Source organism: Curvibacter sp. T50 (assembly GCF_057219955.1).
Map to the genome: position 1 here is coordinate 98,922 of NZ_JBXVVU010000001.1, position 23,007 is coordinate 121,928.

Below are 23,007 nucleotides of genomic sequence, written 5' to 3' on the forward strand. Positions count from 1 at the left end.
ATTGTGCCGTGGCGCAGCGCGCTACACCGCCTGCGGGTCTTGTTCCGGGGTGGCTGGTTTGGCAATCAGTCGCACCGCATAGTGTTCGCTGCCGGTCGCCCAGGCGAACAGGCGGTCGATGTTGGGGTGTTTGCCGGGGTGGGCGCGCGCGTCGGCGGTGTGCTCGGCATACCACTCCAGCCCCTGGGCGGCCGCTTCTGGCGAAAGGTTGCCGCCGTATTGCAGTGCCAGCGCGTGGTAAACGGCCAGCGATCCGGCCTGGCCGGGCCGGTTTTCGATGGTCGCGACCACCTGACCGTTGGAATCCAGCAACTCCAAAGCCTTCAGGTGAGAAACGAATGGCAAAGTATTCAAAATTTCGACAAATGTCATGAGGGTGTCCCTTCAGGAATCGGCTCGGCATGGTAGGGTATGCCACTTTGGAATGTGAACCGGCCTGTTGTCTGAATCCGATGCACTCCGACCTTTCGGCTACACCCGTCTCCCGCCCCGGTGAACCCTGGGGCGTTGCCGAGCGCCGCGCCTGGCGCCAGCGCCAGCGCGTGCAGCGCCGGTATGCCGACGATGTGCTGAAGCCCCTTCTGGCCCTGATTCCCCGCTTCGAAGCCGTTCCCTACGGAGAACTGGCGGTCGGGATCGAGCGTTTCGAACTGCTGGCCATGCGCAATGGCCCCTGGTGCCCGGGTCGCCCGGGTGTTCTGGTGACCGGTGGTGTGCACGGCTATGAAACCAGTGGTGTGATGGGTGCGCTGCGTTTCCTGCAGACCCAGGCGGAGCAGCTGTCGGCCGGTGTCAACCTGCTGGTGGTGCCCTGTGTCAGCCCGTGGTCGTATGAGCGGGTCCAGCGCTGGAACGCCGACGCCCTGGACCCCAACCGGTCATTTCTGCCTGACAGCCCCGCGCGCGAAGTGGCCGCGCTGCAGCGGCTGGTGTCGCTGTGGGCGGGGCAGTTCACGCTGCACATTGACCTGCACGAAACCACCGACACGGACGAGTCCGAATTTCGCCCGGCCCTGGCTGCCCGCGACGGCAAGCCCTTTGAACCTGGTCTCATCCCGGATGGCTTCTATCTGGTGGATGACGCCGAAAACCCCCAGCCGGCGCTGCAGGCGGCCATCATCGACGCCGTTTCTCGGGTCACCCACATTGCCGAGCCTGACCACAAAGGGCAGATCATCGGCTGTCCGGTGGTGGCGCCGGGGGTCATTCGTTACCCGGTCAAAGACTGGGGTCTGTGCACGTCGGTGACCGGTGCGCGCTACACCAGCATCACCGAGGTCTACCCCGACAGTGCGCGCACCAACCCTGAGCAATGCATTGCCGCCCAGGTGGCAGCGGTCTGCGCGGCGGTGGCTTTTGTGTCCGACAGCGCCCGCCGATGACGCGAGCGCTCAGGCTGCGGCGGCGCAGGCCAGCGGCTGCTCGGCCAGGGCCTGGCCCAGCAGGTCGAACACCACGCGGAACCGCCGCGCCGTGTGCAACTCGCGGTGCGTGACCAGCCAGATCGGGAACCGCACCACGGGCAGGTCGTCCAGTACCCGCACCACCTCCGGAAAAGCGCCCGCGATGTCGTCCATCATGACCCCGATGCCCAGGCCCTGGCGCACCATTTGCCAGGCCACCACCGAGTTGTCGGTCAGCACCGTGCAGTGGCGTGGCGACAGGGGCAGGCCATGGCCGTGCAGATACGCCAGAAACTGCCCACTCCGGTCCGCGCCGACAAAACGGTGCGACAGGGCCTGCTGGGCCGAGTGCGGATGGCCGTGTTCTGCCACCCAGCGGCGGGCCGCGTAAAAGCCGGCGGTGGCGTCGCGCACCAGGCGGCCGATCAGGTCGGGCTGCTCGGGGCGCACATGGCGGATGGCAATGTCCGCCTCGCGCCGGCGCAGGTCGCTCAGCCGGTTGGACGCCACGACCTCGACCACGATGCCCGGCGCCACCGCACCGATTCGGGCAATCAGGGGCGGCAGCACCCAGGTGGCCACGGCATCACTGGCCGACACCGACACCAGTCCCTCCACCGCCTGCGACTGCCCGGTGGCCGCCAGGGCCAGATCGTCGGCGGCGGCGCCCATGGTGCGCGCATGGTCCAGCAGGCTGAGCCCCGCGTCGGTCGGCCGCAGGGTGCGGCCCACCCGTTCGAACAAGGTCACCCCCAACTGCTGCTCCAGCGCGGCAATCTGGCGGCTGAGAGTCGGCTGTGTCAGCCCCAGCGTGCGCGCCGCGCCGGAAAGGCTGCCCCGTTGGGCCGTTTCCAGAAAAGCGTGCAGGTGGTTCCAGTCCATGGTGCGAAAAGACGTATGAAATGCCTGCAAATTTACCGCTTATCTGCCAATCGATGCATGGTTACCATGGCGTCCATGACTTGTTACCTCACCGGTTTCTCTCGATGAACGCTCCAATTCCTGCTTCGGGTGCGACCCGTTCCGCGCCCCATGCGGCCGCCAAGGCCCGCTTCTGGGACCGTGTCGCCCGTCGCTACGCGGCCGCCGCCATCAGTGACCTGCCCGGTTACGAGCGCAGCGTGGAGCGCACCCGCGCCTTGCTCACACCCGGCGACGCGGTGCTGGAACTGGGCTGTGGCACCGGTTCGACCGCCCTGCGTCTGGCCTCGGCCTGCGGGCCGTACCTGGCCACCGACATCTCGCCGCGCATGATCGAAATTGCCGGGCAACGGCTGGCGGCCAGCCCGCAACCGCAACTGCGCTTTGTTGTGGACGATGCCGATGTGGCGCAGCCCGCGCTGGACGGCCCGTTCGATGCCGTGCTGGCCTTCAACATCCTGCACCTGCTCGACGACCTGGACGCCGCCGTTGGGCGCTGCGCCCGGGTGTTGCGCCCGGGCGGGCTGCTCATCTCCAAAACCCCGTGCCTGCGCGAAATGAACCCCTTGATACCGTACCTGGCGCTGCCGCTGATGCGGGCGCTGCGCCTGGCGCCCCCGGTGCAAAGCCTGGCGGAAGCGGATATCACCGCCGCCTGCCGGCGCCAGGGGTTGGAGGTTTTGACCGTCGAGCGCCACGCCAGCAGGGGGCGCGACGTGCGGCCTTTTGTGGTCGCCCGCAGGCCGATCGCGGCCGGCCAGGCCGGGGCGGCGGCTCAGGCCTGCCAGACACCGAAGCCGGCGGAGCGCAAGTCGATCGCGATGTCGATTTCCCGCTCCTGAGCATCCCGGTAGGGCATCGGGTTGAAGCCCTCGTACAGGTCGGGCAGCAGGCGCAGACCGTAGCGGAACACATAGCGGTTGGACTGGATGCCGGCCTTGTGCTTGTCAAAGCGCACATCCGGGTCCAGGCCGGTCATGCCCACGTAGACACAGGGTTTGCCGTCCACGTAGCCCGGGTTGCAGCGGCGAAAGCGGGCTTCGCGCAGCACATCGGGGTGCAGTTCGATCACGTAGACATGGTGGTGCGGGCGAGGCATGTGGCGGACAGACTACGGCGCGTGCCCCCATTGTGGCGTCTCCAGCTGCCGGGGGAGTGCCGGCAGGGGGCCTGAGCACCGGTTATGGCATAAAAATGGCCGTTACCCAGCGTGAAAAGGTCACCTTGCGCTACTGTAAATATAGCGTCCGGACCCTCCGCGCACGACCTTGCCGCAGGTCAAGCCACGGGCGGTGCCACTTGGTGCATCATGCGCGCCAGGGAAGAACCAACAACATTCGAGCCATGGCTACCTTGATCCCCGCGCTCGGCGCCTGTGTGGCGCGCATGACCAGCGGCGAGCGCCGCACCGCCGAGCGGCTGGAAGAAAAACTCGACGCCGACTACCTGCTCTGGTACGACGTGCCGGTCGGGCCCCGCTACCAGCACCCGGATTTTGTGGTGATGCACCCGCGCCGCGGCATCCTGATCCTGGAGGTGAAGGACTGGCGCCTGTCCACCCTCATCCAGGCCAACAAACAGACCTGGGACATCCACACCGAGACCGGCCCCAAAACCGTGCCCAACCCGCTGGAGCAGGCGCGCCAGTACGCGCACCAGGTGGTGGACGCGCTGGAGCGCGACCCGCAGCTGGTGCAGCCCGGCGGGCGCCACCAGGGCAAGCTGGCGTTTCCGTGGAGCTATGGCGTGGTGCTGCCCAACATCACCCGCGCGCAGTTCGACCGGGCCGAACTCGGCCACGCCATCGAGCCGCACCGGGTGCTCTGCCAGGACGAAATGGGCGAGGCCGTGGCGCCGGAAGACCTGCAAAGCCGCCTGTGGGGCATGTTCCCCTACCTGATGGGCGGCGTGATGTCGCTGCCGCAGCTGGACCGCGTGCGCTGGATCATGTTCCCCGAGGTGCGCGTGCCGGTGCAGGGCGCGCTGTTCGAGGCGCAAGCCGGCGGCGAGGCCGACGCCGAGCTGCCCAGTCTGATGCGGGTGATGGACCTGCAGCAGGAGCAGCTGGCGAGATCCCTGGGCGACGGCCACCGCGTCATCCACGGTGTGGCCGGCTCCGGCAAGACCATGCTGCTGGGCTACCGGGCCGAGCACCTGGCCAAGGCGGCCACCGCCGCCAAACCCGTCCTGATCCTCTGCTACAACGAGCCGCTGGCCGTGCAGCTGGCCAGCGTGATGGCCGCCCGGGGCCTGGCCGGGCGGGTGCATGCGGTGCACTTTCACAAATGGTGCCGGGAGCAGCTGGTGGCCTTCGGGCAGGAACTGCCCCGACAGAATCTGCCCAAGGACCAGTTCTTTGCCGACATGGTGCAGCGCGTCATCTCCGGCGTGGAGCGCCGCCAGATTCCCAGCGGGCAATACCAGGCCGTGCTGATCGACGAAGGCCACGACTTTGCGCCCGAGTGGCTCAAACTCGTTGTGCAGATGGTGGACCCGGCCACCAACAGCCTGCTGGTGCTGTACGACGACGCGCAAAGCATCTATGAGCGCGCGCAGAAGAAAAATTTCAGCTTCAAGAGCGTCGGCATCCAGGCGCAGGGCCGCACCACCATCCTCAAGATCAACTACCGCAACACCCGGCAGATCCTGCAGACCGCCAGCCTCGTCGCAGCTGATTTCTTGACCGCCGAAGACCACGACGACGACGGCGTGCCCCTGCTCAAGCCCGTGAGCTGCGGGCGCGAGGGCGAAGCGCCCCTCATCATCCGCCTGCCCACGCTGCGCGAAGAAGCCTGGCAAGTGGCCGACCTGCTGGCCGCCGCGCACCAGGAGGGCCACGCCTGGGGCGACATGGCGGTGCTGTGCCCCACCCATGAGATCCGCGACCTCTGCGCCCGCGCGCTGGCGCAGCGCCAGCTGCCGCTGGAAAACCGAATTCGCACCGGCGACTTCGACCCCGCCAGCGACAAGATCAAGGTGATGACCCTGCACGCCAGCAAAGGGCTGGAGTTTCCGGTGGTGGCGCTGGTGGGTGTGGGCCAGATGCCCGCAGCCGGCGAAGACGAAAAAGAGGCCGCCCGGCTGATCTACGTGGGCGCGACGCGCGCCTCGCACCGGCTGATTCTGGGCGTGGGCGGGGAGGGGCGGTTCGGGCAGCGGCTGGGCGGTGAATTGGGCTGATCAAGGGCTTCCCTGGCGCACCAAAGCCACTCTGACGCGCATTCTTTCATTTGCGCTTCAAGTGCGAAGCGTAAATATCTAAAATACGCTTCATGTGGATCTGGCAAGCCCCCGAATGGCCGCAATTTCAGGTAGACGCGCAAGCGCTGCAGCCCGCGCTGGCGGCGGCGCGGCTGGCGCAGGGGCGCATGCTGGGGGTGGTCAGCGGCCTGCAGCTGGTGGACTTGGGCGAGCTGCAACTGGCCGAATGGGCTGACGAGGCCGTCGCCACCGCACAGATCGAGGGCGAGGCGCTGCAGATCAACTCGGTGCGCGCCTCAGCCGCGCGCCGGCTCGGCCTGACGCAAAGCGGCCGGGCGGTGCTGCAACAGCGTGAGCCGCGCGTCGAAGCCACACTGGACGTCATCGAAGCCGCCGTACAGCACTGGTCCGAGCCGCTGAGCGCCGAGCGCCTGTTTGGCTGGCATGCGGCGCTGTTTCCCACCGGGCGCAGCGGCATCACCCCCATCGTGGCGGGCGGCTGGCGCGAGCACCCCGAGCCCATGCAGATCGTCACGCCCCGGCTGGGCCAGCCGGATGTGGTGCATTACCAGGCCCCTGATTCGCGCGACGTGCCCGCGCAGATGGCGGGCCTGATCGGCTGGTTCAACGACGCCGCTGTGGCCAGCCGCCTGGACGGCCTGGTGCGTGCCGCCATCGCCCACCTGTGGCTGGAAGCCATCCACCCCTTTGAAGACGGCAACGGCCGCATCGGCCGCGCGCTGGCCGACCTGGCCATGGCGCAAGACCTGCGCAGCGGGCAGCGGGTGTTCAGCCTGTCACGCCAGATGTGGCTGGACCGCGCCGGCTACTACCGCGAACTGCAGGCCGCCACCAGCCAGCCGGCACTGGACGTGACCCCTTGGGTGCGCTGGTTTGTGGGCTGTGTGGAGCAAGCCTGCCTGGCCACCGTGGCGCAGGTGCAGGGCGCGGCCCGGAAAAGCGCCTTCTGGGCCGCGCTGCACGCCGCCCACCCGCAACTCACGGCCAGCCAGCGCAAGGTGCTGCACAAGCTCTACGAGGCTGTCCCCGATGGCTTCATCGGCGGCATGAGCACCGAGAGATACACCGCCATCGCCCAGGTCTCGCGCGCCACCGCGTATCGCGAACTGACCGACCTGGTGGCGCTGGGCGCCCTGGTGAAGCGTGGGCAGGGCCGGGGGACGCGCTATGCGCTGGCCGGAGTGCTGGAAGGCGTCGGGGGTTGAAATTTCGTCACTGTTCAGGCCCCCAGTCTGACTCCCTCTCCCTCTGGGAGAGGGCGGGGGAGAGGGCGTTCCCAGTCCCAACAGCACCGCCTGTGGCAAGGCTGCCGGCCCTCACCCTGACCCTCTCCCCGAGGGAGAGGGAATAGAGCCGCAATGCCTCAGCGTCCTGAGTCGTGACCAGATTTCAAGCCAGATTGGCCGATACCCATCGAGAGACGGTCATTTCTCGCTATAAAAAGAGGAATAAATTCAGCCTTCTGGCCGCCAACAAGCCAGCTGAAAATCCTGAGGCCAGAGGAAATAGGGGCCGTCGGGTAGGGCGCTCGGTTGGGTGGACGGGTTCATGTCGCTGGCCTTCCTGGTTCCACTCAGGCCCAGGCCGCCCGTGGCGACTGCAACGCCTGAGCCCAAGCCGTCAGGTGCTTCCACAGCGTCTTGGGCGGTGTGTGCGTGCGCTCTGCCACTTCCGCCACACCGGCCACGATCAGTGGCAACGGCGCCTCGTCCAGCAGCGTCGCCACCTGCGGCACCAGCGCGGGGGGCAGGGTGCCGGCCACCAGCGCGTCGGACAGTGCGCCGGGCGACAGCGCCTGCCTGTAGCTCACGCTGGCCGTCTGGCTCAGCAAGGCCAGCGCGTGCGCCTGCGGCGGCCGTTGCTGCGCGGCCAGATCCAGGCCCAGCAGGTTCAGCAGCGCCAACAGCTTGGCTGCGCCCAGGTCCACCAGAGAGCCGTTTTCCAGTTGGTTGATGGTGGCGCGCGACAACCCGGCCAGCCGAGCCAGCCGCGCCTGCGAAAGGCCCAGCGCCTCCCGCCGGGCTTGCACGAGTTGACCGATGTCCGCGAGGTTCATGGGCTGGAGTGGAGCACTAGGGCGAAAAAATGTCAAACATGTTCGACATGTTTGAACGCTTGGACCCGACGAGTGACAGCATCAACGTGTGATGCGCTGTTTGGGGTGCTGAGGGTGCCGGGGGCCGAAATTTCAAGCCAAATTCGCCAATTCCCATCGTGGGATGGTCACTGGGTGCTATCAAAATTATACCGATATTTGATCCGGGGTCGCATCACAACCGCTTGCCATCGCTGCCGAAGTTCGTGCAGCTGAAGCAAATTGGAGTCTGACCCTGATTTCCCCCTCGACCCCAATGCCCTTCGCTTGCTGCAAGAGCTATCGGACGTACTTCATTCTGAGTCCCGTTTTATACAGTTGACCTACTCTCCACCAACCGGCAAAGCCAGGTCTATCTTCAAACATCCGGATTGCCTTCATCTGCCGAAGAGATTCACGTACGGATAGCTCAGTAAACGATGTCCGCTTTACAAGATCTTCAACAAGCTGATCATATTCAAAGGGGGTACTTAGGCCATCAAAAGCCGATACAAATTTTGATACCTTTGCTTGGTCGTCTTCTCTTGGTTGGGTAGATTTGTTGTATGTGAGTGCTAAGAGAAATGTGAGTTCTTGCTTTGTTTCATTTATGAACTCGCTAGAAGCTTCGTCATAAGCATTGTTTAGAAGTGAAGAAATGATTCTTCCATCCTCTGTCATTGGTGCGTTGCTCTGATTCGCCAGATTGTCTAATTTCTGCAAAAAAGATAAGTACAGCCGAGGATAAAATGTTGCTTTGTTGGTGTCGTCTCCGCCGGCATCTGAAAAATACAGACGAAGGAAAGTTGCAGTGGAAAGATTGTTTCTTCTAATTCTTGATGGAAAGATTCTTAGAAGTAGCTCCATTGCCTCCTGTTCCGGTAGGGTGCTTCGTTGAATTTCTGAAGTCTTTTTCAGAATATCATTGCATACCTCTTTGAATCTTGAGTTTATCCATGGCAGATATGGAAGTCTGGATACGGCAAAATTCAATATGGAGGTTGAACTCCACTTTAGGCGTAGCAATCTTCCTTCCATTTGCTGCTCAACGTTTTGGATAGAGTCTGATGCTAGATCTTCACGCACAAAGGCTCGAATCGTGAGCCGTGACGACATTTGGGGATCGTTTTGAATGGATGCCATCGCTTCGAACAACCCGCTCACGAATGATTTAATTTTATCTGCAGGGACAAGGTTTTCTAATCCATCCACAAGCAGTGAATGTTTCTTATCAAGGCCTAGAATCGTTTTTTTTGCCTTGAGAGGATTGGATAGACTGCTTATCTTTTCAGGCGATTCTAGGGCCGTTGTGACCATCTCCTTAACGGTTTGTCCAGTCGACAGTCCTTGAACAGCAAGATGAATAAGGGACCACCAAAAGTTGGAGGCGTTTCCATTGCATTTGGATAGCCAGGAATTAGCTTCCACAGACTGACTCCGCATCGCAGGTTGGGTAGTCTCATCGCTAGCGACGAGGACAGGCGTTCCAAGTGCGCGGACTGCTACCTCGCGAAGTAGTCTGGTTTTGCCAGTCCCCTTTCTACCTAGAATGTACGAATACGGATTTCCGTCCACAAATAGTCGCTCTACATCCGGTATATGGATGAATTGCCCTTGATCTTTTGCTCCGGAGACTGATAAGAACAAGTCTTGAGAGGCAATTGATTGGCCGGTGCTTCCTATTTGGGTGCTCCTTCTCCCAAGCGGTAGCCCCAAGACTTCTCGAAGTCTATTGAGTGACGCGATATTGTCTGATTGGAGTTTTGTGACATCTGGCAGGTTGGGTTCGAGCATTGCTCGATCTAGATACCAATCTATCCAGTTTTCTGACATTTCGCCTGCAGATGTGTTGAATTCCTCAGAATTTGATGAGTGCTTGTTTCTCTCTTCTACGGTAAAGGCTAGTTCTGAGAGTAAAGCTTCGCGAATTCTTGCGCTATTGCCATGAAAATTTTGTTCGGTCTTTTGATTGGTATCTAATGAAAATGAAACGTATGCGCCGGGGAGTTCGGGTGAACTGGAAAAAATTGACCTAATTACACGCTTTAGATCGGAGGGAATAGTCGATAGATTTGAATCAGTTCGCGCGAAAACTACTGATGGTCCAGGTAATTCGTGAAGTATGGGAAGTACTGAGGAGGCAATTCCAGTGCGGTGATCTACAAAAATAACATCATATTTGTGATCAGGTCCATCAATGAATGAGTCTAGATGACGAGCTGCACGCTCGTACATTCTCACGTCCATAGGGGCTGTCGCAACTAGTAGGGCAAAATCTAAGTCAAATGATTCGCCTCGGGGACGGCAGGGAATAACATCAATCCGTCCGCCGTTTTTTCCTGAATAGGCACCGCCTATGGGTTTGATTTCCGATCCCCAGCCGCAAACCCCCATAAGAGACTGATTGAAATCTTCGGCGAAAACGCCCAAGAGGTTGTCAATTGATGGCGCCTCGATATCGGCGTCGACAATCAATACATCATATCCATCGTCAGCCATTAATTTTGCCAAGAGGCCTAACACAGAGGATCTCGCTTGACCTCCTTTGTAACCATAAAAATGGATGTACTGATGTGTTGATTTTTGGGTCTTCTTTGATCGACTTTTACTTTCTTCTTCAAGGAAACTTGATACCCATGAATTTTGTGACCTATGCTGTGTCCACGCGGTTTTCTCTAACGCCTCATCTTTTGAAAGCGTGTTTATTACGACAGGGAGCCCGGCCACAGATGCTTCAATGTCATAATTTTCTATTCCGCTTGTCTCTGTAAGCTTTCGGGATAACAGCTCGCGCCGCTCATCAATTGAGAGTGTTGCAAATTGGTTGTTGATTACATCAATATGAAGTGTCGGTGCAATGTAGTTTATTTGTATTGTGAATTGGCTCGGCGCACCTCTTGTTTCTCCAAGTTTTCTTAGATGTGCAATCGTTTGGGATACTGATTTCATATTTGCACTCCAAATGTTGCGCCATTGGCTCTTAGTTGCGAAATTAAGTTTTTGCTTGTAAATAGGAGGTCGTAAAGGCGTGAGTCGACCGTTTCTGAATGTCCACCCCAATCACCGGTGCAGCGCGTGTATCTCATGTATGGGTAGCTATATGTTGGCACTGGTCCTGGAGTATTGTTCTGTCTCGTGCATGTCACATTCGACAAGCCGGTTCTCAGCTGGGTTTCAAGGGAGTTTAGTTGTGCGGAAATCGCTGTATGACCGAGTGCTGCAACTGTCTGAGATAGTTTGGCAAGCATTTCAGGAATGTCATGGCCACCTTGCCCGCTTTTGTATCCCCCATCCTTGAGTGCTAACTCAATTGCGACAAGTGCGGAATATGCGTCATAGAGGGCGTGGGGTTTAGTAATTTGAAGAAACGCTCTTATGTTGGTCTTGTGTGTCACTCAGCTGCTCCCTACTTTCGCTTTTACTTCCCCCAAGAATCCTTCAATCCCGTCACCCGGTTGAACACCACCTTGCCGCCCACGCCGTGGTCCTGGCGGTCGGCCACAAAGTAGCCAAATCGCTCGAACTGGAACTTGTCGTCCGGCTTTGCGGCGGCCAGGGACGGCTCCACGTAGGCGCTCACCACCTTCAGGCTGTCGGGGTTCAGGGCTTCGATGAAGTCTTTCCCGCCGGCGTCGGGGTGCGGGTCTTTGAACAGGCGGTCGTACAGGCGCACTTCGGCCGGCACGCCATCGGCCACGCCCACCCAGGTGATGGCGGCTTTGGCTTTGACGCTGTCGGCTCCGGGGGTGCCGCTTTTGGTGCCGGCAATGACCTTGGCGTGCACTTCGGTGACCTTGCCGTCGGCGTCTTTGGCGCCGGCGCCGGTGCATTCGATCACGTAGCCGCCTTTCAGGCGCACCACGTTGCCGGGGAACAGGCGCTTGTAGCCCTTGGGCGGCACTTCTTCGAAGTCTTCGCGCTCGATCCACACCTCGCGGCCGATCTTGAACACGCGCTCGGGCGGCGGGGTCTGCCCCTCGGCCAGGGCGCTGTGGGGCAGGGCGGGCTGCGTGCAGTCTTCCAGGTAGGCGTCGCTGCCAAAGACGTCGCCCCAGTTGGTCAGCACCAGTTTCACCGGGTCCAGCACGGCCATGCCGCGGTGGGCCTTGTTCTCCAGGTCTTCGCGCAGGCAGCCTTCCAGCGTGCTGTAGTCGATCCAGCTGTCGGATTTGGTCACGCCGATGCGCTCGGCAAAGAGCTGGATGGCTTCGGGCGTGTAGCCGCGCCGGCGCAGGCCCACGATGGTGGGCATGCGGGGGTCGTCCCAGCCGCTGACCTTGTGGTCGTACACCAGCTGGGCCAGCTTGCGCTTGCTGGTGATGACATACGTCAGGTTCAGCCGCGCAAATTCATACTGCCGCGGCGGCGGAACTGCCAGCAGGCCGCCGATGACCCGCCCATCGGACAACGTGACCGTTTCCGAGAGGCGCTCCAACAGCCAGTCGTAGAACGGGCGCTGGTCTTCAAACTCCAGCGTGCAGATGCTGTGGGTGATCTGCTCCAGCGCGTCTTCGATCGGGTGGGCGTAGGTGTACATCGGGTAGATGCACCATTTGTCGCCGGTGTTGTGGTGGGTGGCGCGGCGGATGCGGTAGATGGCCGGGTCGCGCAGGTTGATGTTGGGGCTGGCCATGTCGATCTTGGCGCGCAGCACCATGGAGCCGTCTTCGTGCCGGCCGTCGCGCATTTCGCGAAAGCGCGCCAGGTTGTCGGCCGGGGTGCGGCTGCGGAAGGGGCTGTCCACGCCGGGCTTGCCGAAATCGCCGCGGTTGGCGCGCATTTCTTCGGCGGTCTGCTCGTCCACGTAAGCGTGGCCGGCTTCGATCAGGTATTCCGCCGCGCGGTACATGAAGTCGAAGTAGTCGCTGGCCTGGTAGAGGTGGTGCTCGGTCTGGCCGTTGAAGGCCGAGTCCCAGCTGAAGCCCAGCCACTGCACCGCGTCGAGGATGGAGTTGACGTATTCGGTGTCTTCCTTCTCGGGGTTGGTGTCGTCAAAGCGCATGTGGCACACGCCGCCGTAGTCGCGCGCCAGGCCAAAGTTCAGGCAGATGCTTTTGGCGTGGCCCACGTGCAGGTAGCCGTTGGGCTCGGGCGGAAAACGCGTGCGGATTTTGGCCGGGTCGGGCTGGCCCGCGGCGTGGTGGGCGGCGTCGCCGGGGCTGCCGGCCCAACGGCGGGCGGCGTAGGTTCCTTGATCCAGATCACGTTCGATGACCTGGCGCAAAAAATTGCTGACTTTTGAATTAACGGCGGTGGAAGGCGTGTTGTCGGGCGAACTCATTTGTTGATTTTAGGCGGCGCCAGCCCTTGCGGACGCTGTCACGCTACGGCACAGTTTCATCCCAGAGAGGACCACCATGCTCAGCCGCGACACCATTCCAGACCCCAGTGACACCCGATGGGGCGAAACCGTGCTTCCCGACGACGGCGGCGTGCCCCGAGGCGCCGTGGCGTTGCGCCAAGTCGATCTGGAGACGGCCGTGCTTGCGGGTGTGCTCAACCGCGAGCAGGCCGAGACGCTGTGGCTGCGCCTGGCATCGCCCGACTTTGCCGCGCACAAGGCCTCGGCCCAGCCCTTGCCGATGCCATCCACCGCTGGCGGCGTCCTCAAGCCGTGGCTGTTCGGGCTGGGTGGTCTGGTGGTGGGTGCCTTGCTCGCCTTTTTGCTACGCTGAGCGCGCGGTTACAACTCGCAACGATCTTCACCAGCCGGAAGGCAACGCCGGGCGTGTCTGGCGCGTTGGAACAGGGCAGGCAAGTGCCGCGCCCCGCAAGGGTCGGTCCGCGGGGTCGCCTGCACCCACCGACAACGCAGCAGGAGATCGTCATGAATCGCTTTTCACCATTCGTCCGCGCCGGTGTGGCTGCGGCAGGACTCTGGCTCAGCGGGGCCGCCATGGCATCGCCACCGGTGGCCTGGTCCATTGGCGTGCAAGGCCAGGGGGTGCACGTCACCGCCACCAGCGGGCGGCCGGTGCTGGCCTACCCGATGCCGGTCCATGCGTGGCCCGTACCGGTGCATGCCGTGCCCGCACCGGTGTGGGTGGCGCCACCGCGCCCCTATGGCTCGGCGTGGGGATACGCCTACCCGGGCCGGCACCCGCATGCGGTGCGCCACAGCCGCGACCTGAACCGTGACGGCATTCCCGACCGTCGCCAGGACGCCAACCGCGACGGCGTGCCCGACGCCCGGCAGGACCGCAACCGTGACGGCTGGCCAGACTGGACGGCAGTGCCCGTTCCGGCGCCCCGGCCGTATTACTACCGGCACTGAAGCAGGCTTACCAGGCGTCGGACCGGACCAGCGACTCCCATTGCTGGGTCTTGGCGCTGATTCCGTACACGCCGATGACGCCGTAGCGCTGCTCGCCTTTGGCGTCGAACTTCATGGAACCGGTCACTGGCGCGTAGCCGTCAATGCGGCGCAGCGCCTCGACGATGGCGTTCGGCTCGGCGGATTCGGCCCGCTTGATGGCCGAGGCCAGCACATGGGTCGCGTCGTAGCTGTAGTGGCCGCCGTAGGCCGGATCGATCTTGAATGCCGTGCGGTAAGCCTCCAGAAACTTCGCGCTGGCCGGAAACTCGCTGGCGTCCAGAACGGGCGAGGTGGCGTACAGCCCGGCAAGTTTGCCGGCGCCTTTGAGCATGGCGGTGGTCTTGATGGTGTCGCCGCCGAGCACACTCACCTGGGTGTGACCGACTTTGACCAGCGCGTCGATCAGCGCCAGGACCTGGAAATCGTTCAGGGTCGAGACGATGCCGTCGATGCCGCCGTCCTTGAGTTTGGCCGCCAGTTCGTCGAAGGCGGTGGTTTTGTCGTCGAAGCTCTGGCGCAACGAGACGACTTTCTTGCCCGTCAGCTGGGCCGCGGCCAGGTCGGCCAGGCCTTTGCCGTAGGGTGTGCCGTCGTCCACCACGGCGAACTTGCTGGCGCGCAGCTGCCCGGCGGCAAATGAGCCCATGGCCTTGGCCTGCAGGTTGTCATTGGCCACCAGGCGGAAGGTGGTGGGCAGGTTCAGCTCGGTGAATTTGGGGTTGGTGCTGATCGCCAGTTGCGCAATGCCCTTGGCGGCGTACATCGGGGCGGTTTCGATGCTGACACCGGAGTTCAGGTGCCCGATGACGGCAACCACACCGGCGTCGATCAGCTTCTGGGCAACCTCTTTGCCGGTGGCGGCATTGGCGCGGTCGTCGACCGCCACAATCTCCAGCGTGACGGGTTTGCCCTTGATCTTGAAGCCCTGGCGGTTGAGCTCGTCGACGGCGAGCTTGACGCCGTTGTGCATGTCCTGGCCCAGCGCGGCGAGGTTGCCGGACAGGGGCTGCGCCACACCGATGTGGACGACGGAGGGTGTGCGGTCGCAGCCCGCCAGCAGACCGGCTGCGGCAAGTGCTCCAAGGGCCAGGATGCTTTTGGCAGTCTGGCGGCGGGTGGTGAGGTGCATGGTGAGCTCCGTCGGGTTGGGGTAGCGCAATGTAGGTTTCGCGACGCCACCCGTCCTTCGGGTTTTCACCAGAAGTTATGGAAGTTCATGTCTCATCAGTCTGACTGATGGTATTTGGCCGCAGGAGGGGCGGACAAGGCCGCCGCCGTCTACCAGGCCTTGAACAGATGGGCGTACAGCCGGCTGACGGCCACCGGCTCGCGCAGGCCGTGCAGCGTCAGGCTCAGGCGTCCGGCCTCGTCGCGGGTGACGGTGTCGATGGCGGTGGCGCGCACCACGGCGCCGCGGTGAACCTGCCAGAAAACGGCCGTGTCCAGTTGGGGCAACAGCTCTTTGAGCGGGGTGCGGATCAGGTATTCGGCCCCGGCGGTGAGCACCCGCACGTATTTGTCGGCGGCTTCGAACAGCAGCACCTCGTCCACCGGCACCATGCGCACGCTGGCGCCCGCGCTGCCGGGCAGGCTGGCGGGGATGAGCGTCAGGCGGGCGGGCGCGGCGTGGTCGGGCGCCCGGCCCGCTGCGGCGCCGGTCAGCCCCTCGGCTGCCAGCAGGCCCCGCAGACGGCTCATCAAGGGCGCCATTTCCGCTTCATTTTCAATAGCAGATGGTGACCTTTTTACGCTGGGTATGGCGAGTTTTTGCAGCTTTTCCACCGTTTTGGCCAGCCGGGCGGCCTGCACCGGCTTGAGCAGGTAGTCCACCGCCTGCGTTTCAAAGGCCTGGACGGCGTAGTCGTCGTAGGCGGTGACAAACACCAGGGCGGGAAACGGGCCGTCACGGCTGTCCCAGGCGTCGGCCAGCGCGGCGGCGGCGTCCAGGCCGGACTGTCCCGGCATGCGGATGTCAAAAAACAGCACCTGCGGGCGCCGCGCCAGCGCTTCGCGCACGGCGCTGAGGCCGTCGCCCACGGTGGCGACGATCTGCAGCGCCGGCCAGGCGCGGGCCAGCTCGGCCTGCAGCGCGGCGGCCAGCAGCGGTTCGTCTTCGGCGATCAGGGCGGTGGTGGGGGTGTTGCTGTCGTCGGTCATGGCGGTTTTCAGCTGCGCAGGCGCCTCCACAGGCGCGGCTCCTGGGTGGCGGCAGCCATCAGCCCGCCCATGGCCGCGCCCTGGATGCCCAGACTGCTCACGTCTTGCCCGGCCAGCAACAGGCCCGGCACCGGGCTGCGGGCGTGCAGCGCGGGCGCCATCAACCGCTCGGCCGACAGGCGCAGGCCGTACATCGCGCCCTGCGCGGCGCGTGCGTAGGCGGCGTGGCTCAGCGGGGTGCCCAGTTCGTGGAACACCACCCGCTCGCGCAGCGCAGGGAACAGCTCGCCGAACTGGCGCAGCAGGCTTTCGGCAATCCAGGCCTTGGTGGCCTCGTAGTCTTCGGGACGGTGGCCCAGCGCACTCTCCTGCCAGCGGCGAAAGAAGGCCCAGCTGGCCGGCGCCAGCACTTCGGCGGTGTGGCCGCCACGGTGGGCCGGGTCGTTGAGCGCGCCAAACGAAACAAACAGCGAGGGCGCGTCCCCCTCGGTCGGGTCGTCCCACTCCAGCTGCTGCGGCCCCTGGCGGTAAATCCAGTGGTTGGCGCCGTCCACACCGGCGTCGCGCAGCGAACCTTCGAAGCCGAGAAACAGCGCCAGGTAGCTGCCGCTGGGCGGCAGGGCGGTGATGGCGGCCTGCCAGTCGGGGGCGGTCTGCGCCGGCAGGGCGCGGACGGTGTTGGCCGCACCCATGGCGGAAACCACGGTGTCGGCGGTCAGCCTCTCGCCGCTGTCCAGCTCTACGCCGCGGGCATGGCCGCCGTCCACCACGATGCGGCGCACCGTCGCGCCGGTGCGCAGGGCGCCGCCGGCGGCGGTGACGGTGGCGCCCAGGCTTTCGCTCAGGCGCTGGGGGCCGCCCTCGGGATACCAGGCACCCCATTCATAGCTGCCCAGCACCAGCGCGTGCACCACCAGCGGCGCCTCCTGCGGGGCCAGGCCGTAGTCGCCGCCGCGCGCGGCCAGCAGGTCGCGCAGCACCGGGCTGCGGATGCCGGACAGCGCCTCGGCCACGGTCACGCTCGCGGCCCGCTGCAGGCTGGCGCCGCGCACCCAGCGCATCACGGTGGCGGCGGGGCCGGGCAGGCCGTGCAGCGGCAGGATCTGCATCGCTGTGCGCTGGGCGTCTTTCCAGGCGGCGTCGTAGCGGGCCAGGCCCTCGGCCTCGTCCGGGAAGCGCTCGGCCAGCCGCGCCAGGTTGTCTGCCTGCGGGTGGCCGAAGTCGAAGCGCAGTTCGCTCCCCTGCGGCCCGGCGCCCAACAGGCGCACCGCATCGAAGGGGTTGGGCAGAGGGGCAAAGCGCAGGCTGCCGTCGCCCAGCCACTGCAGCAGGCGGCGGAAGTGCCCCGCCGGGCCGGGCGCGTCGGCGCAGCCGCCGATGTAGTGCAGCCCGGTGCCGAAGGTGAAGCCCTGGCGCGAGAAGGTCTGCGTCATGCCGCCGAGCGTGGTGTGCTGCTCCAGCACGGTGACGCGGTGGCCGCAGCGGGCCAGGGCGGCGGCGGCGGTCAGGCCGCCGATGCCCGAGCCGATGACAAGGGTGTGGTGGGTCATGGTGGGGCTCCTTGCCCGTCGGGGCATGGGGTGGAAGAAACGGGGACTCTCAGCTGCTCCAGTGGCAGACCGATACGCACCGTGGTGCCCTGGCCGGGCTGGCTGTCGACCCGCACCTGGCCGCTGCCGCCGGTGACACCGGCGACACGCTCGCGCACCTGGCCGAGGCCGAAACCGCTGTCGGCGCGGCCGGGGGCCGGGGCGGCCGGTTCAAACCCGGCGCCGCTGTCCCGCACGGTCAGCCACAGCCAGTCGCCGTCCTGGCGGGCCGACACGACGAGATCGCCGCCGTCCACATGGGGCTCCAGCCCGTGGCGGATGGCGTTTTCCACCAGCGGCTGCAGCAGCAGCGGCGGCACCGGCTGCCCGCGCAGCGCGGCGGGCAGGTCGAGCCGGGCGCGCAGGCGCGGGCCCATGCGCACCGCCATCAGCGCCAGGTAGTCGTCCAGCCGCTGGAACTCCAGCGCCAGGGTGTGGGCGTGGCTGTCGGTGCGCGAGGCGGCCAGCGTGGCGCGCAGGTAGTCGTTGAGCCGGTCGAGCATGTCGACCGCGCGGTCGGGGTCGAGCCGGATCAGCACCCGCAGGTTGGCCAGGGTGTTGAACAGCATGTGCGGCTCCAGCTGGCTTTCCAGCAGCTTGAGGCGCGCTTCGGTGGCCAGGCGCTCCAGCGCGTGGGCCTTTTCCCGATGATAGAAAAAGAAGACGAATCCGGCACTGATGGCAACCGATCCGAGCAAAAAGCGCCAGAAGCGTGCGGGCGACAAACTCATCAGGTCCCAGGTGGAGTGTCCCGCGACCGCATCGCCGATGCTTGTGCCGATGGCATAGCCCACCACGATGGCGAGCAGCAGGTAGGCGACCGCGCGAAAGTTGAAGGTCCAGAAATGGGGTGGCTCGGCATGCAGCCAGCGGCGCAGCACGATCCGCATCGGGTCCATCAGGAACCAGATCGCGGTGCTGATGGCGTAGCTGTAGACCAGCGACAGGCCGATCGGGTGCTGCTCCGGGCTCAGGAACCGCTGGGACAGCGCGATCAGCGCCGCCACGCCCCAGACGATCAGGGCCCGGCGCTGCACACCGGCTCGGCAGTCGGCGGGCAGCCAGCGCAGCCACCAGGGGCCTGTGGTGTGGTTCATGGCAGGGGCAACAGGTGTTGGCGGTGGAACGCAACGATTCTGGCATGGGCGGCCTCGCGGGCCTGCGGATCGAACCCCGGCTGGGGCAGGCCGCCGCGCACCTGTTGCGCCGCCACCTCGCGCGCCACGCTGTCGGGCCAGGGCCAGAGCACGTCGAAATGGCCGGCGCCGGGCAGCTCGGCCAGGCGTGAGCAGGTGGTGCAATGCTGCAGCAGGTGCTCCGAGTGGAAGCGCGGCACCAGCACCTCGTCGCGGTCGGCACTCACCACGCCGACCGGAATGCGGATCGCGGCCAGGCTCTCGCGGCTGAAGATCACCGCCAGCGGCACGGCCAGCGAAACGGCGGCCACCCGGCGGTCGGGTCGCGGGTCAGGCAGTTCCGCGACGCCGCCGTGCCAGCCGGTCAGGTCGCCGGGCAGGAAGAGTTCGGGCACGCCGCGCGCCCGCTCGTACGCCGCCTGGCGGCCGGCACGGGCGGCGCCGTCCCTGGCGCCCTGGAAACAGAAGCCCTCGTCGTCGGTGGCGTGTTGCTGGCAGTGGCGCACCAGGTTCAGCATGCGCCAGCGCCCGCCGGCGAGGGCGATGCCGGTCACGCCGCCGGCCGACATGCCGTGGACACCCACCTTGTCCAGCGCCAGGCGGCCCGACCAGGCCGGGTCGCGCGCCAGGGCGTCGATGAGCCGGGTCACTTCCGGCGGGCGGCGGCGGAACGAATCAGGGCCGGCCAGGCGCTGGTCGCGGAAGTTGTCGCCCTCGTGCAGCGGCTGGGCCACGACAAAACCGGCCTGCGCCAGACGGGCGGCCAGCGCGTGGTCGGCGAAGGCGCTGCCGCCGGTGCCGTGCGAAATGACGACCAGGCGGTGCAGGCCCTCGCGGGGCGGTGCATCGGGGGCGACCACCAACGTGAACGGGCCGGACGTGACGGTTCGCGCCGTTACCGCGGTCGGGTACACCAGGGTGACGGGCATGGGGCCGCCGCGCCAGTCGGTCATGCCGATCTGGGCCAAGGCGGCCTGGGCGAAGGTCAGCAACATCAGGCCGGCGGCGAGCATACGGCTGCCTGCGAAGGAAAGAACGGTCATGAGGGCACTCCTTGAGAATCGGCGACGGTTCTCACCACGGGTCGCGGGACAGTCGCGCCCGTTCCTGCTCCAGCAGCCGCTGATGCAAGGCGGCGCCAGGCGATGCCAGCAGAACCACGGCGCCGTGAATCGCCAGTCCCAGCCCCCATCCCAACAACGGGAACACGGCCCAGTGCCGCCCGGAAGCGAATGCCACGGCGGCCAGGCCAAGGTTGACGACAACATACACGGTGGCGTGGATGATCCAGCCCATGCGCAGGCCGGCGCGGCGGCGCGCCTGGCGTTCCAGATCGGGGGTAAGGGTGTTGGTCATGGTGAACTCCGGTGGGATGAGACGACAGGGGAGAAAGTGACTTTCAGAGCAGGCCCAGCCACTGGCCCCAGACCAGCTGGCCGAGAAAGCGCGAGGGCAGCAGCGTGAAGAGACCGGCGCCGATGCAGGCCTGGAAATACAGGCCGCGCATGGCTTTGCGGTGGCCGGCGATGTTTTTCTGTGCCAGAAACCAGAATGCCCCGAACAGGCCAAAAAGGGTAACCGGCACCAGCAGGTGAATGGGGGTGTAGCCGGCGATATTGGGCAGGCGGTAATCCCGGATGGCGAGCGCCGACAGGGCGGAGGCCACCATCAGCGTCACCCAGGCGTAGCCGGCGGCGCGGTGCAGGCGCGGGTGGGCGGCACCGGCGCGTCGTGCCCACAGGGCCACCGGGCCCAGCACCAGCGCGCCCAGCGAGGCGCTGAGGTGGATGGCAACGGCGGGGGGCAGGGTGGAGAAGGTGGTCATCGAGCGCTCCTTTTCAGCAATGGACTGGACTGTGCCGTTGGACCCGCCGCTCCACCACCGCGATGCGACCGACTGCGTTGGCGCGGCGTGAAATGGCGCTGGCCGGGGTGAAATGCGGACGCTTGGCGTGGACGGCACCGTAGCGGCGTGCGGCTTCGCCAGCTTTGCCGGGGCTTTACACGGTCATCACCGTCCGGCGGGAGGCCCTTCCTACAATGGCTGTCATGAGCATGAACAAGACGACCTGGATCGCTGGCGCCGTGGTGCTGGCCCTGGCGGGCGGTGGCGCCTGGTGGTGGATGCAGCGCAGCGGGGCGGACGCGGTGCAGTACCGCACCAGCAAGATCGAGCGGGGGCCGATTTCGGCCACCGTGTCGGCCAGCGGGGCGGTGAACCCGGTGACGCAGGTGTCGGTGGGCACGCAGGTCAGCGGCCAGATCCGCGACCTGTATGTGGACTTCAATTCCGAGGTCAGGGCCGGCCAGCTGATCGCCCAGATCGACCCGGAAACCTTCGAATACCGGGTGCGCCAGTCACAGGCCGATGTGGATGCCGCCCGCGCGGCGGTGCTGACCGCCCAGGCCAATGCCGCCGCCAGCCGGGCCAGCGTGTCGCGCGCCGAGGTCGATCTGGCCGAGGCCCGGCGTGATCTGGAGCGCAAACTGAGCCTGGTGGAAAAGCAGTTCATTGCCCAGAGCGAGGCCGACAAGGCCCGGGCGCTGGTCAACACGACGACCGAATCGCTCAAGTCCGCCCAGGCGCAGGCGGGCGTGACCGAGGCCCAGATCAAGAGCGCGCAGGCCACGGTGGCCCAGCGCGAGGCCGCGCTGGCACAGGCCCGCATCGACCTGCAACGCACCCGCATCACCTCGCCGGTGAACGGCATCGTGATCAAGCGGGCTATTGAAAAGGGCCAGACGGTGGCGGCCAGCCTGCAGTCGCCCGAGCTGTTCGTCATCGCGCAGAACCTGCAGGACATGCAGGTGGACGCCAGCATCGACGAATCCGACGTGGGGCGCATCCGCACCGGCCAGAAAGCCAGCTTCACCGTGGACGCCTTCCCCGGCCAGACCTTCGAGGGCGAGGTGCGCCAGGTGCGCAAGGCGGCACAGAACGTGGCCAACGTGGTGACCTATGTGGCGGTGATCGGCTTTTCCAACACCGGCTCTCGCCTGCTGCCCGGCATGACGGCCAACGTGCGGGTGGTGACCGACACGCGCGAGAACGTGCTCAAGGTGCCCAATGCCGCCCTGCGGGTGCGCATTGCCGGCATCGAGCCGGCGGCCCCGGCCGCGTCGGGCGCCGCACCGGCAGCTTCAGCCACGCAGACCGGGCGTGCCGGTGGCTTCAGCTGGCTGTCCGAGGCGCAGGCCCAGCCGGCCGGCGGCGGGCTGGCCACGCTCAAGGACCGTCTCACCGCCGAACTGGGCCTGAGCACCGAGCAGCAGGGCAAGCTGGACGCCCTCCTGACCGAGCTGCGCCCGCGCTTCATGGCGCTGCGCGAGATGGGCGAAGACGAACGTGCCGCCGCCCGTGAAAAACTCACCGGCGAACTGCGCGCCCGGGTGACCGCCCTGCTGACCCCGGCCCAGCGGGAAAAATACCTGGCGCTGCAGGCCCAGAACGCCGGGGGTGGCCGCACGGAGACTCCTAAAACAATAGCAAACAATGACCGTTCCACCATGGGTAATGGCCAAAAAGACTCAAAAAGTGGCGGAGCAGGGCCTTCCGGGGCGGCTGCGGCGGTGGCGGCGGCTTCCAGGCCCGGCGTGACCGCCTCGGCTGCCGCCGCGACGCCACCGGCCGTGGCGACCGCGCCGGCGGCCGGTGGCGCGACCGCCGTGCCGGCACCCCCGCCCGGCGCGGGGGGCGGCGGCCCGCTGGCCGAATTCCGCAACCGGCTGGTGGCCGAGCTGGCGCTGACGGCGCCGCAGATCGAAAAGGTGGACGCCATCTTTGCCGACGCCCGGCCCAAGTACGGCACGCTGCGCGACCTGCCGGCCGAGGAACGCCCCAAGGCCCGCGAACGCATCACCGCGGAGGTGCGTGCCCGTATCCAGGACATCCTGACGCCGGAGCAGAAACCCAAATACGCCGCGCTGGTGGCCCAGGCCGCCAGCCGCCAGAGCACCCGCGGGCGCATCTACCTGATGGGGGAGGACGGCAAACCGGTGGCCTACAACGTGCGCCTGGGCATCACCGACGGCACCAGCACCGAACTTCTGGTGGCGCCGGGCTCCCCCGACGCCGCCGCGCTGAAAGAAGGCGCCGCCGTGATCACCGGCACGCTGTCGGCGGGCGCCTCGGGCGCAGGCGGCGCGGCGCCGCGCCCGGCCAGCACCGGCCCGCGGATGCCGTTCTGAG

Annotated in this window: 21 protein-coding genes; 7 read left to right on the forward strand and 14 right to left on the reverse strand. The window is 65.4% G+C overall.

Features of this window, described 5'->3' with window-relative positions:
* Positions 1-21: 21 nt before the first annotated feature.
* Positions 22-372, reverse strand: coding sequence for a DUF2322 family protein (locus tag AC2EBU_RS00505; RefSeq protein ID WP_484608434.1), 351 nt, complete (start codon positions 370-372; stop codon positions 22-24).
* 80 nt (positions 373-452) lie between these two features.
* Here AC2EBU_RS00505 and AC2EBU_RS00510 point away from each other — a divergent pair, with 80 nt between their 5' ends.
* Positions 453-1,382 (forward strand): M14 family metallopeptidase, encoded by a 930-nt coding sequence (locus AC2EBU_RS00510; RefSeq protein WP_484608435.1) that lies wholly within the window; start codon positions 453-455, stop codon positions 1,380-1,382.
* 9 nt (positions 1,383-1,391) lie between these two features.
* Here AC2EBU_RS00510 and AC2EBU_RS00515 read toward each other — a convergent pair whose 3' ends face one another.
* Positions 1,392-2,285, reverse strand: a complete 894-nt coding sequence (locus AC2EBU_RS00515; RefSeq protein ID WP_484608436.1) for a LysR family transcriptional regulator — start codon at positions 2,283-2,285, stop codon at positions 1,392-1,394.
* Between the two features lie 104 nt (positions 2,286-2,389).
* On the opposite strand from AC2EBU_RS00515, the gene AC2EBU_RS00520 reads away from it, so the two are divergent.
* Positions 2,390-3,166 (forward strand): class I SAM-dependent methyltransferase, encoded by a 777-nt coding sequence (locus AC2EBU_RS00520; protein ID WP_484608437.1) that lies wholly within the window; start codon positions 2,390-2,392, stop codon positions 3,164-3,166.
* Here the strand turns inward: AC2EBU_RS00520 and AC2EBU_RS00525 are convergent.
* Positions 3,100-3,423: a hypothetical protein gene (locus AC2EBU_RS00525; RefSeq protein ID WP_484608438.1), complete on the reverse strand. Its 324-nt coding sequence runs from the start codon at positions 3,421-3,423 to the stop codon at positions 3,100-3,102. The genes AC2EBU_RS00520 and AC2EBU_RS00525 overlap by 67 nt on opposite strands.
* Before the next feature lie 245 nt (positions 3,424-3,668).
* Between AC2EBU_RS00525 and AC2EBU_RS00530 the strand changes: the two genes are divergently transcribed.
* Both AC2EBU_RS00530 and AC2EBU_RS00535 read left to right on the forward strand, forming a co-directional pair.
* Positions 3,669-5,504 carry a 3'-5' exonuclease gene (locus AC2EBU_RS00530; RefSeq protein ID WP_484608439.1) on the forward strand — a complete coding sequence of 612 codons (1,836 nt, stop codon included), beginning with the start codon at positions 3,669-3,671 and terminating at the stop codon, positions 5,502-5,504.
* Between the two features lie 92 nt (positions 5,505-5,596).
* On the forward strand, positions 5,597-6,751 hold the full coding sequence (locus AC2EBU_RS00535) for a DUF4172 domain-containing protein (protein WP_484608440.1): 1,155 nt from the start codon (positions 5,597-5,599) through the stop codon (positions 6,749-6,751).
* A gap of 368 nt (positions 6,752-7,119) precedes the next feature.
* On the opposite strand, the gene AC2EBU_RS00540 is transcribed toward AC2EBU_RS00535, so the two are convergent.
* The 4 genes from AC2EBU_RS00540 to AC2EBU_RS00555 all read right to left on the reverse strand — a co-directional run bounded on the left by AC2EBU_RS00540 (position 7,120) and on the right by AC2EBU_RS00555 (position 12,901).
* Positions 7,120-7,602, reverse strand: a complete 483-nt coding sequence (locus AC2EBU_RS00540) for a helix-turn-helix transcriptional regulator (protein WP_484608441.1) — start codon at positions 7,600-7,602, stop codon at positions 7,120-7,122.
* Positions 7,603-7,920: 318 nt separating this feature from the next.
* A complete protein-coding gene (locus tag AC2EBU_RS00545; protein WP_484608442.1) occupies positions 7,921-10,569 on the reverse strand; it encodes a MinD/ParA family ATP-binding protein in 2,649 nt (882 codons plus the stop codon).
* Positions 10,566-11,015: a hypothetical protein gene (locus AC2EBU_RS00550; RefSeq protein ID WP_484608443.1), complete on the reverse strand. Its 450-nt coding sequence runs from the start codon at positions 11,013-11,015 to the stop codon at positions 10,566-10,568. The genes AC2EBU_RS00545 and AC2EBU_RS00550 overlap by 4 nt, the downstream gene beginning before the upstream one ends.
* A gap of 23 nt (positions 11,016-11,038) precedes the next feature.
* Positions 11,039-12,901 (reverse strand): glutamine--tRNA ligase/YqeY domain fusion protein, encoded by a 1,863-nt coding sequence (locus tag AC2EBU_RS00555; RefSeq protein ID WP_484608444.1) that lies wholly within the window; start codon positions 12,899-12,901, stop codon positions 11,039-11,041.
* Between the two features lie 76 nt (positions 12,902-12,977).
* Between AC2EBU_RS00555 and AC2EBU_RS00560 the strand changes: the two genes are divergently transcribed.
* Positions 12,978-13,295 (forward strand): hypothetical protein, encoded by a 318-nt coding sequence (locus AC2EBU_RS00560; RefSeq protein ID WP_484608445.1) that lies wholly within the window; start codon positions 12,978-12,980, stop codon positions 13,293-13,295.
* 152 nt (positions 13,296-13,447) lie between these two features.
* Positions 13,448-13,894 (forward strand): hypothetical protein, encoded by a 447-nt coding sequence (locus AC2EBU_RS00565; RefSeq protein ID WP_484608446.1) that lies wholly within the window; start codon positions 13,448-13,450, stop codon positions 13,892-13,894.
* 7 nt (positions 13,895-13,901) lie between these two features.
* On the opposite strand, the gene AC2EBU_RS00570 is transcribed toward AC2EBU_RS00565, so the two are convergent.
* From AC2EBU_RS00570 to AC2EBU_RS00600, 7 genes are all read right to left on the reverse strand, one after another.
* Entirely contained in the window at positions 13,902-15,065 is a 1,164-nt protein-coding gene (locus AC2EBU_RS00570) for a branched-chain amino acid ABC transporter substrate-binding protein (RefSeq protein WP_484608447.1), read from the reverse strand.
* A gap of 149 nt (positions 15,066-15,214) precedes the next feature.
* Positions 15,215-16,093 (reverse strand): LytR/AlgR family response regulator transcription factor, encoded by an 879-nt coding sequence (locus tag AC2EBU_RS00575; RefSeq protein ID WP_484608448.1) that lies wholly within the window; start codon positions 16,091-16,093, stop codon positions 15,215-15,217.
* 8 nt (positions 16,094-16,101) lie between these two features.
* Positions 16,102-17,643 carry a phytoene desaturase family protein gene (locus AC2EBU_RS00580; protein WP_484608449.1) on the reverse strand — a complete coding sequence of 514 codons (1,542 nt, stop codon included), beginning with the start codon at positions 17,641-17,643 and terminating at the stop codon, positions 16,102-16,104.
* Positions 17,640-18,779 carry a sensor histidine kinase gene (locus AC2EBU_RS00585; protein ID WP_484608450.1) on the reverse strand — a complete coding sequence of 380 codons (1,140 nt, stop codon included), beginning with the start codon at positions 18,777-18,779 and terminating at the stop codon, positions 17,640-17,642. Before AC2EBU_RS00585 ends, AC2EBU_RS00580 begins: the two co-directional genes overlap by 4 nt.
* Positions 18,776-19,861, reverse strand: coding sequence for an alpha/beta hydrolase family protein (locus AC2EBU_RS00590; RefSeq protein WP_484608451.1), 1,086 nt, complete (start codon positions 19,859-19,861; stop codon positions 18,776-18,778). The genes AC2EBU_RS00585 and AC2EBU_RS00590 overlap by 4 nt, the downstream gene beginning before the upstream one ends.
* A gap of 31 nt (positions 19,862-19,892) precedes the next feature.
* Positions 19,893-20,174, reverse strand: a complete 282-nt coding sequence (locus AC2EBU_RS00595; protein ID WP_484608452.1) for a 2TM domain-containing protein — start codon at positions 20,172-20,174, stop codon at positions 19,893-19,895.
* 43 nt (positions 20,175-20,217) lie between these two features.
* Positions 20,218-20,643: a DUF2306 domain-containing protein gene (locus AC2EBU_RS00600; RefSeq protein WP_484608453.1), complete on the reverse strand. Its 426-nt coding sequence runs from the start codon at positions 20,641-20,643 to the stop codon at positions 20,218-20,220.
* Between the two features lie 224 nt (positions 20,644-20,867).
* Here AC2EBU_RS00600 and AC2EBU_RS00605 point away from each other — a divergent pair, with 224 nt between their 5' ends.
* On the forward strand, positions 20,868-23,006 hold the full coding sequence (locus tag AC2EBU_RS00605) for a hypothetical protein (RefSeq protein WP_484608454.1): 2,139 nt from the start codon (positions 20,868-20,870) through the stop codon (positions 23,004-23,006).
* Position 23,007: the final 1 nt, after the last annotated feature.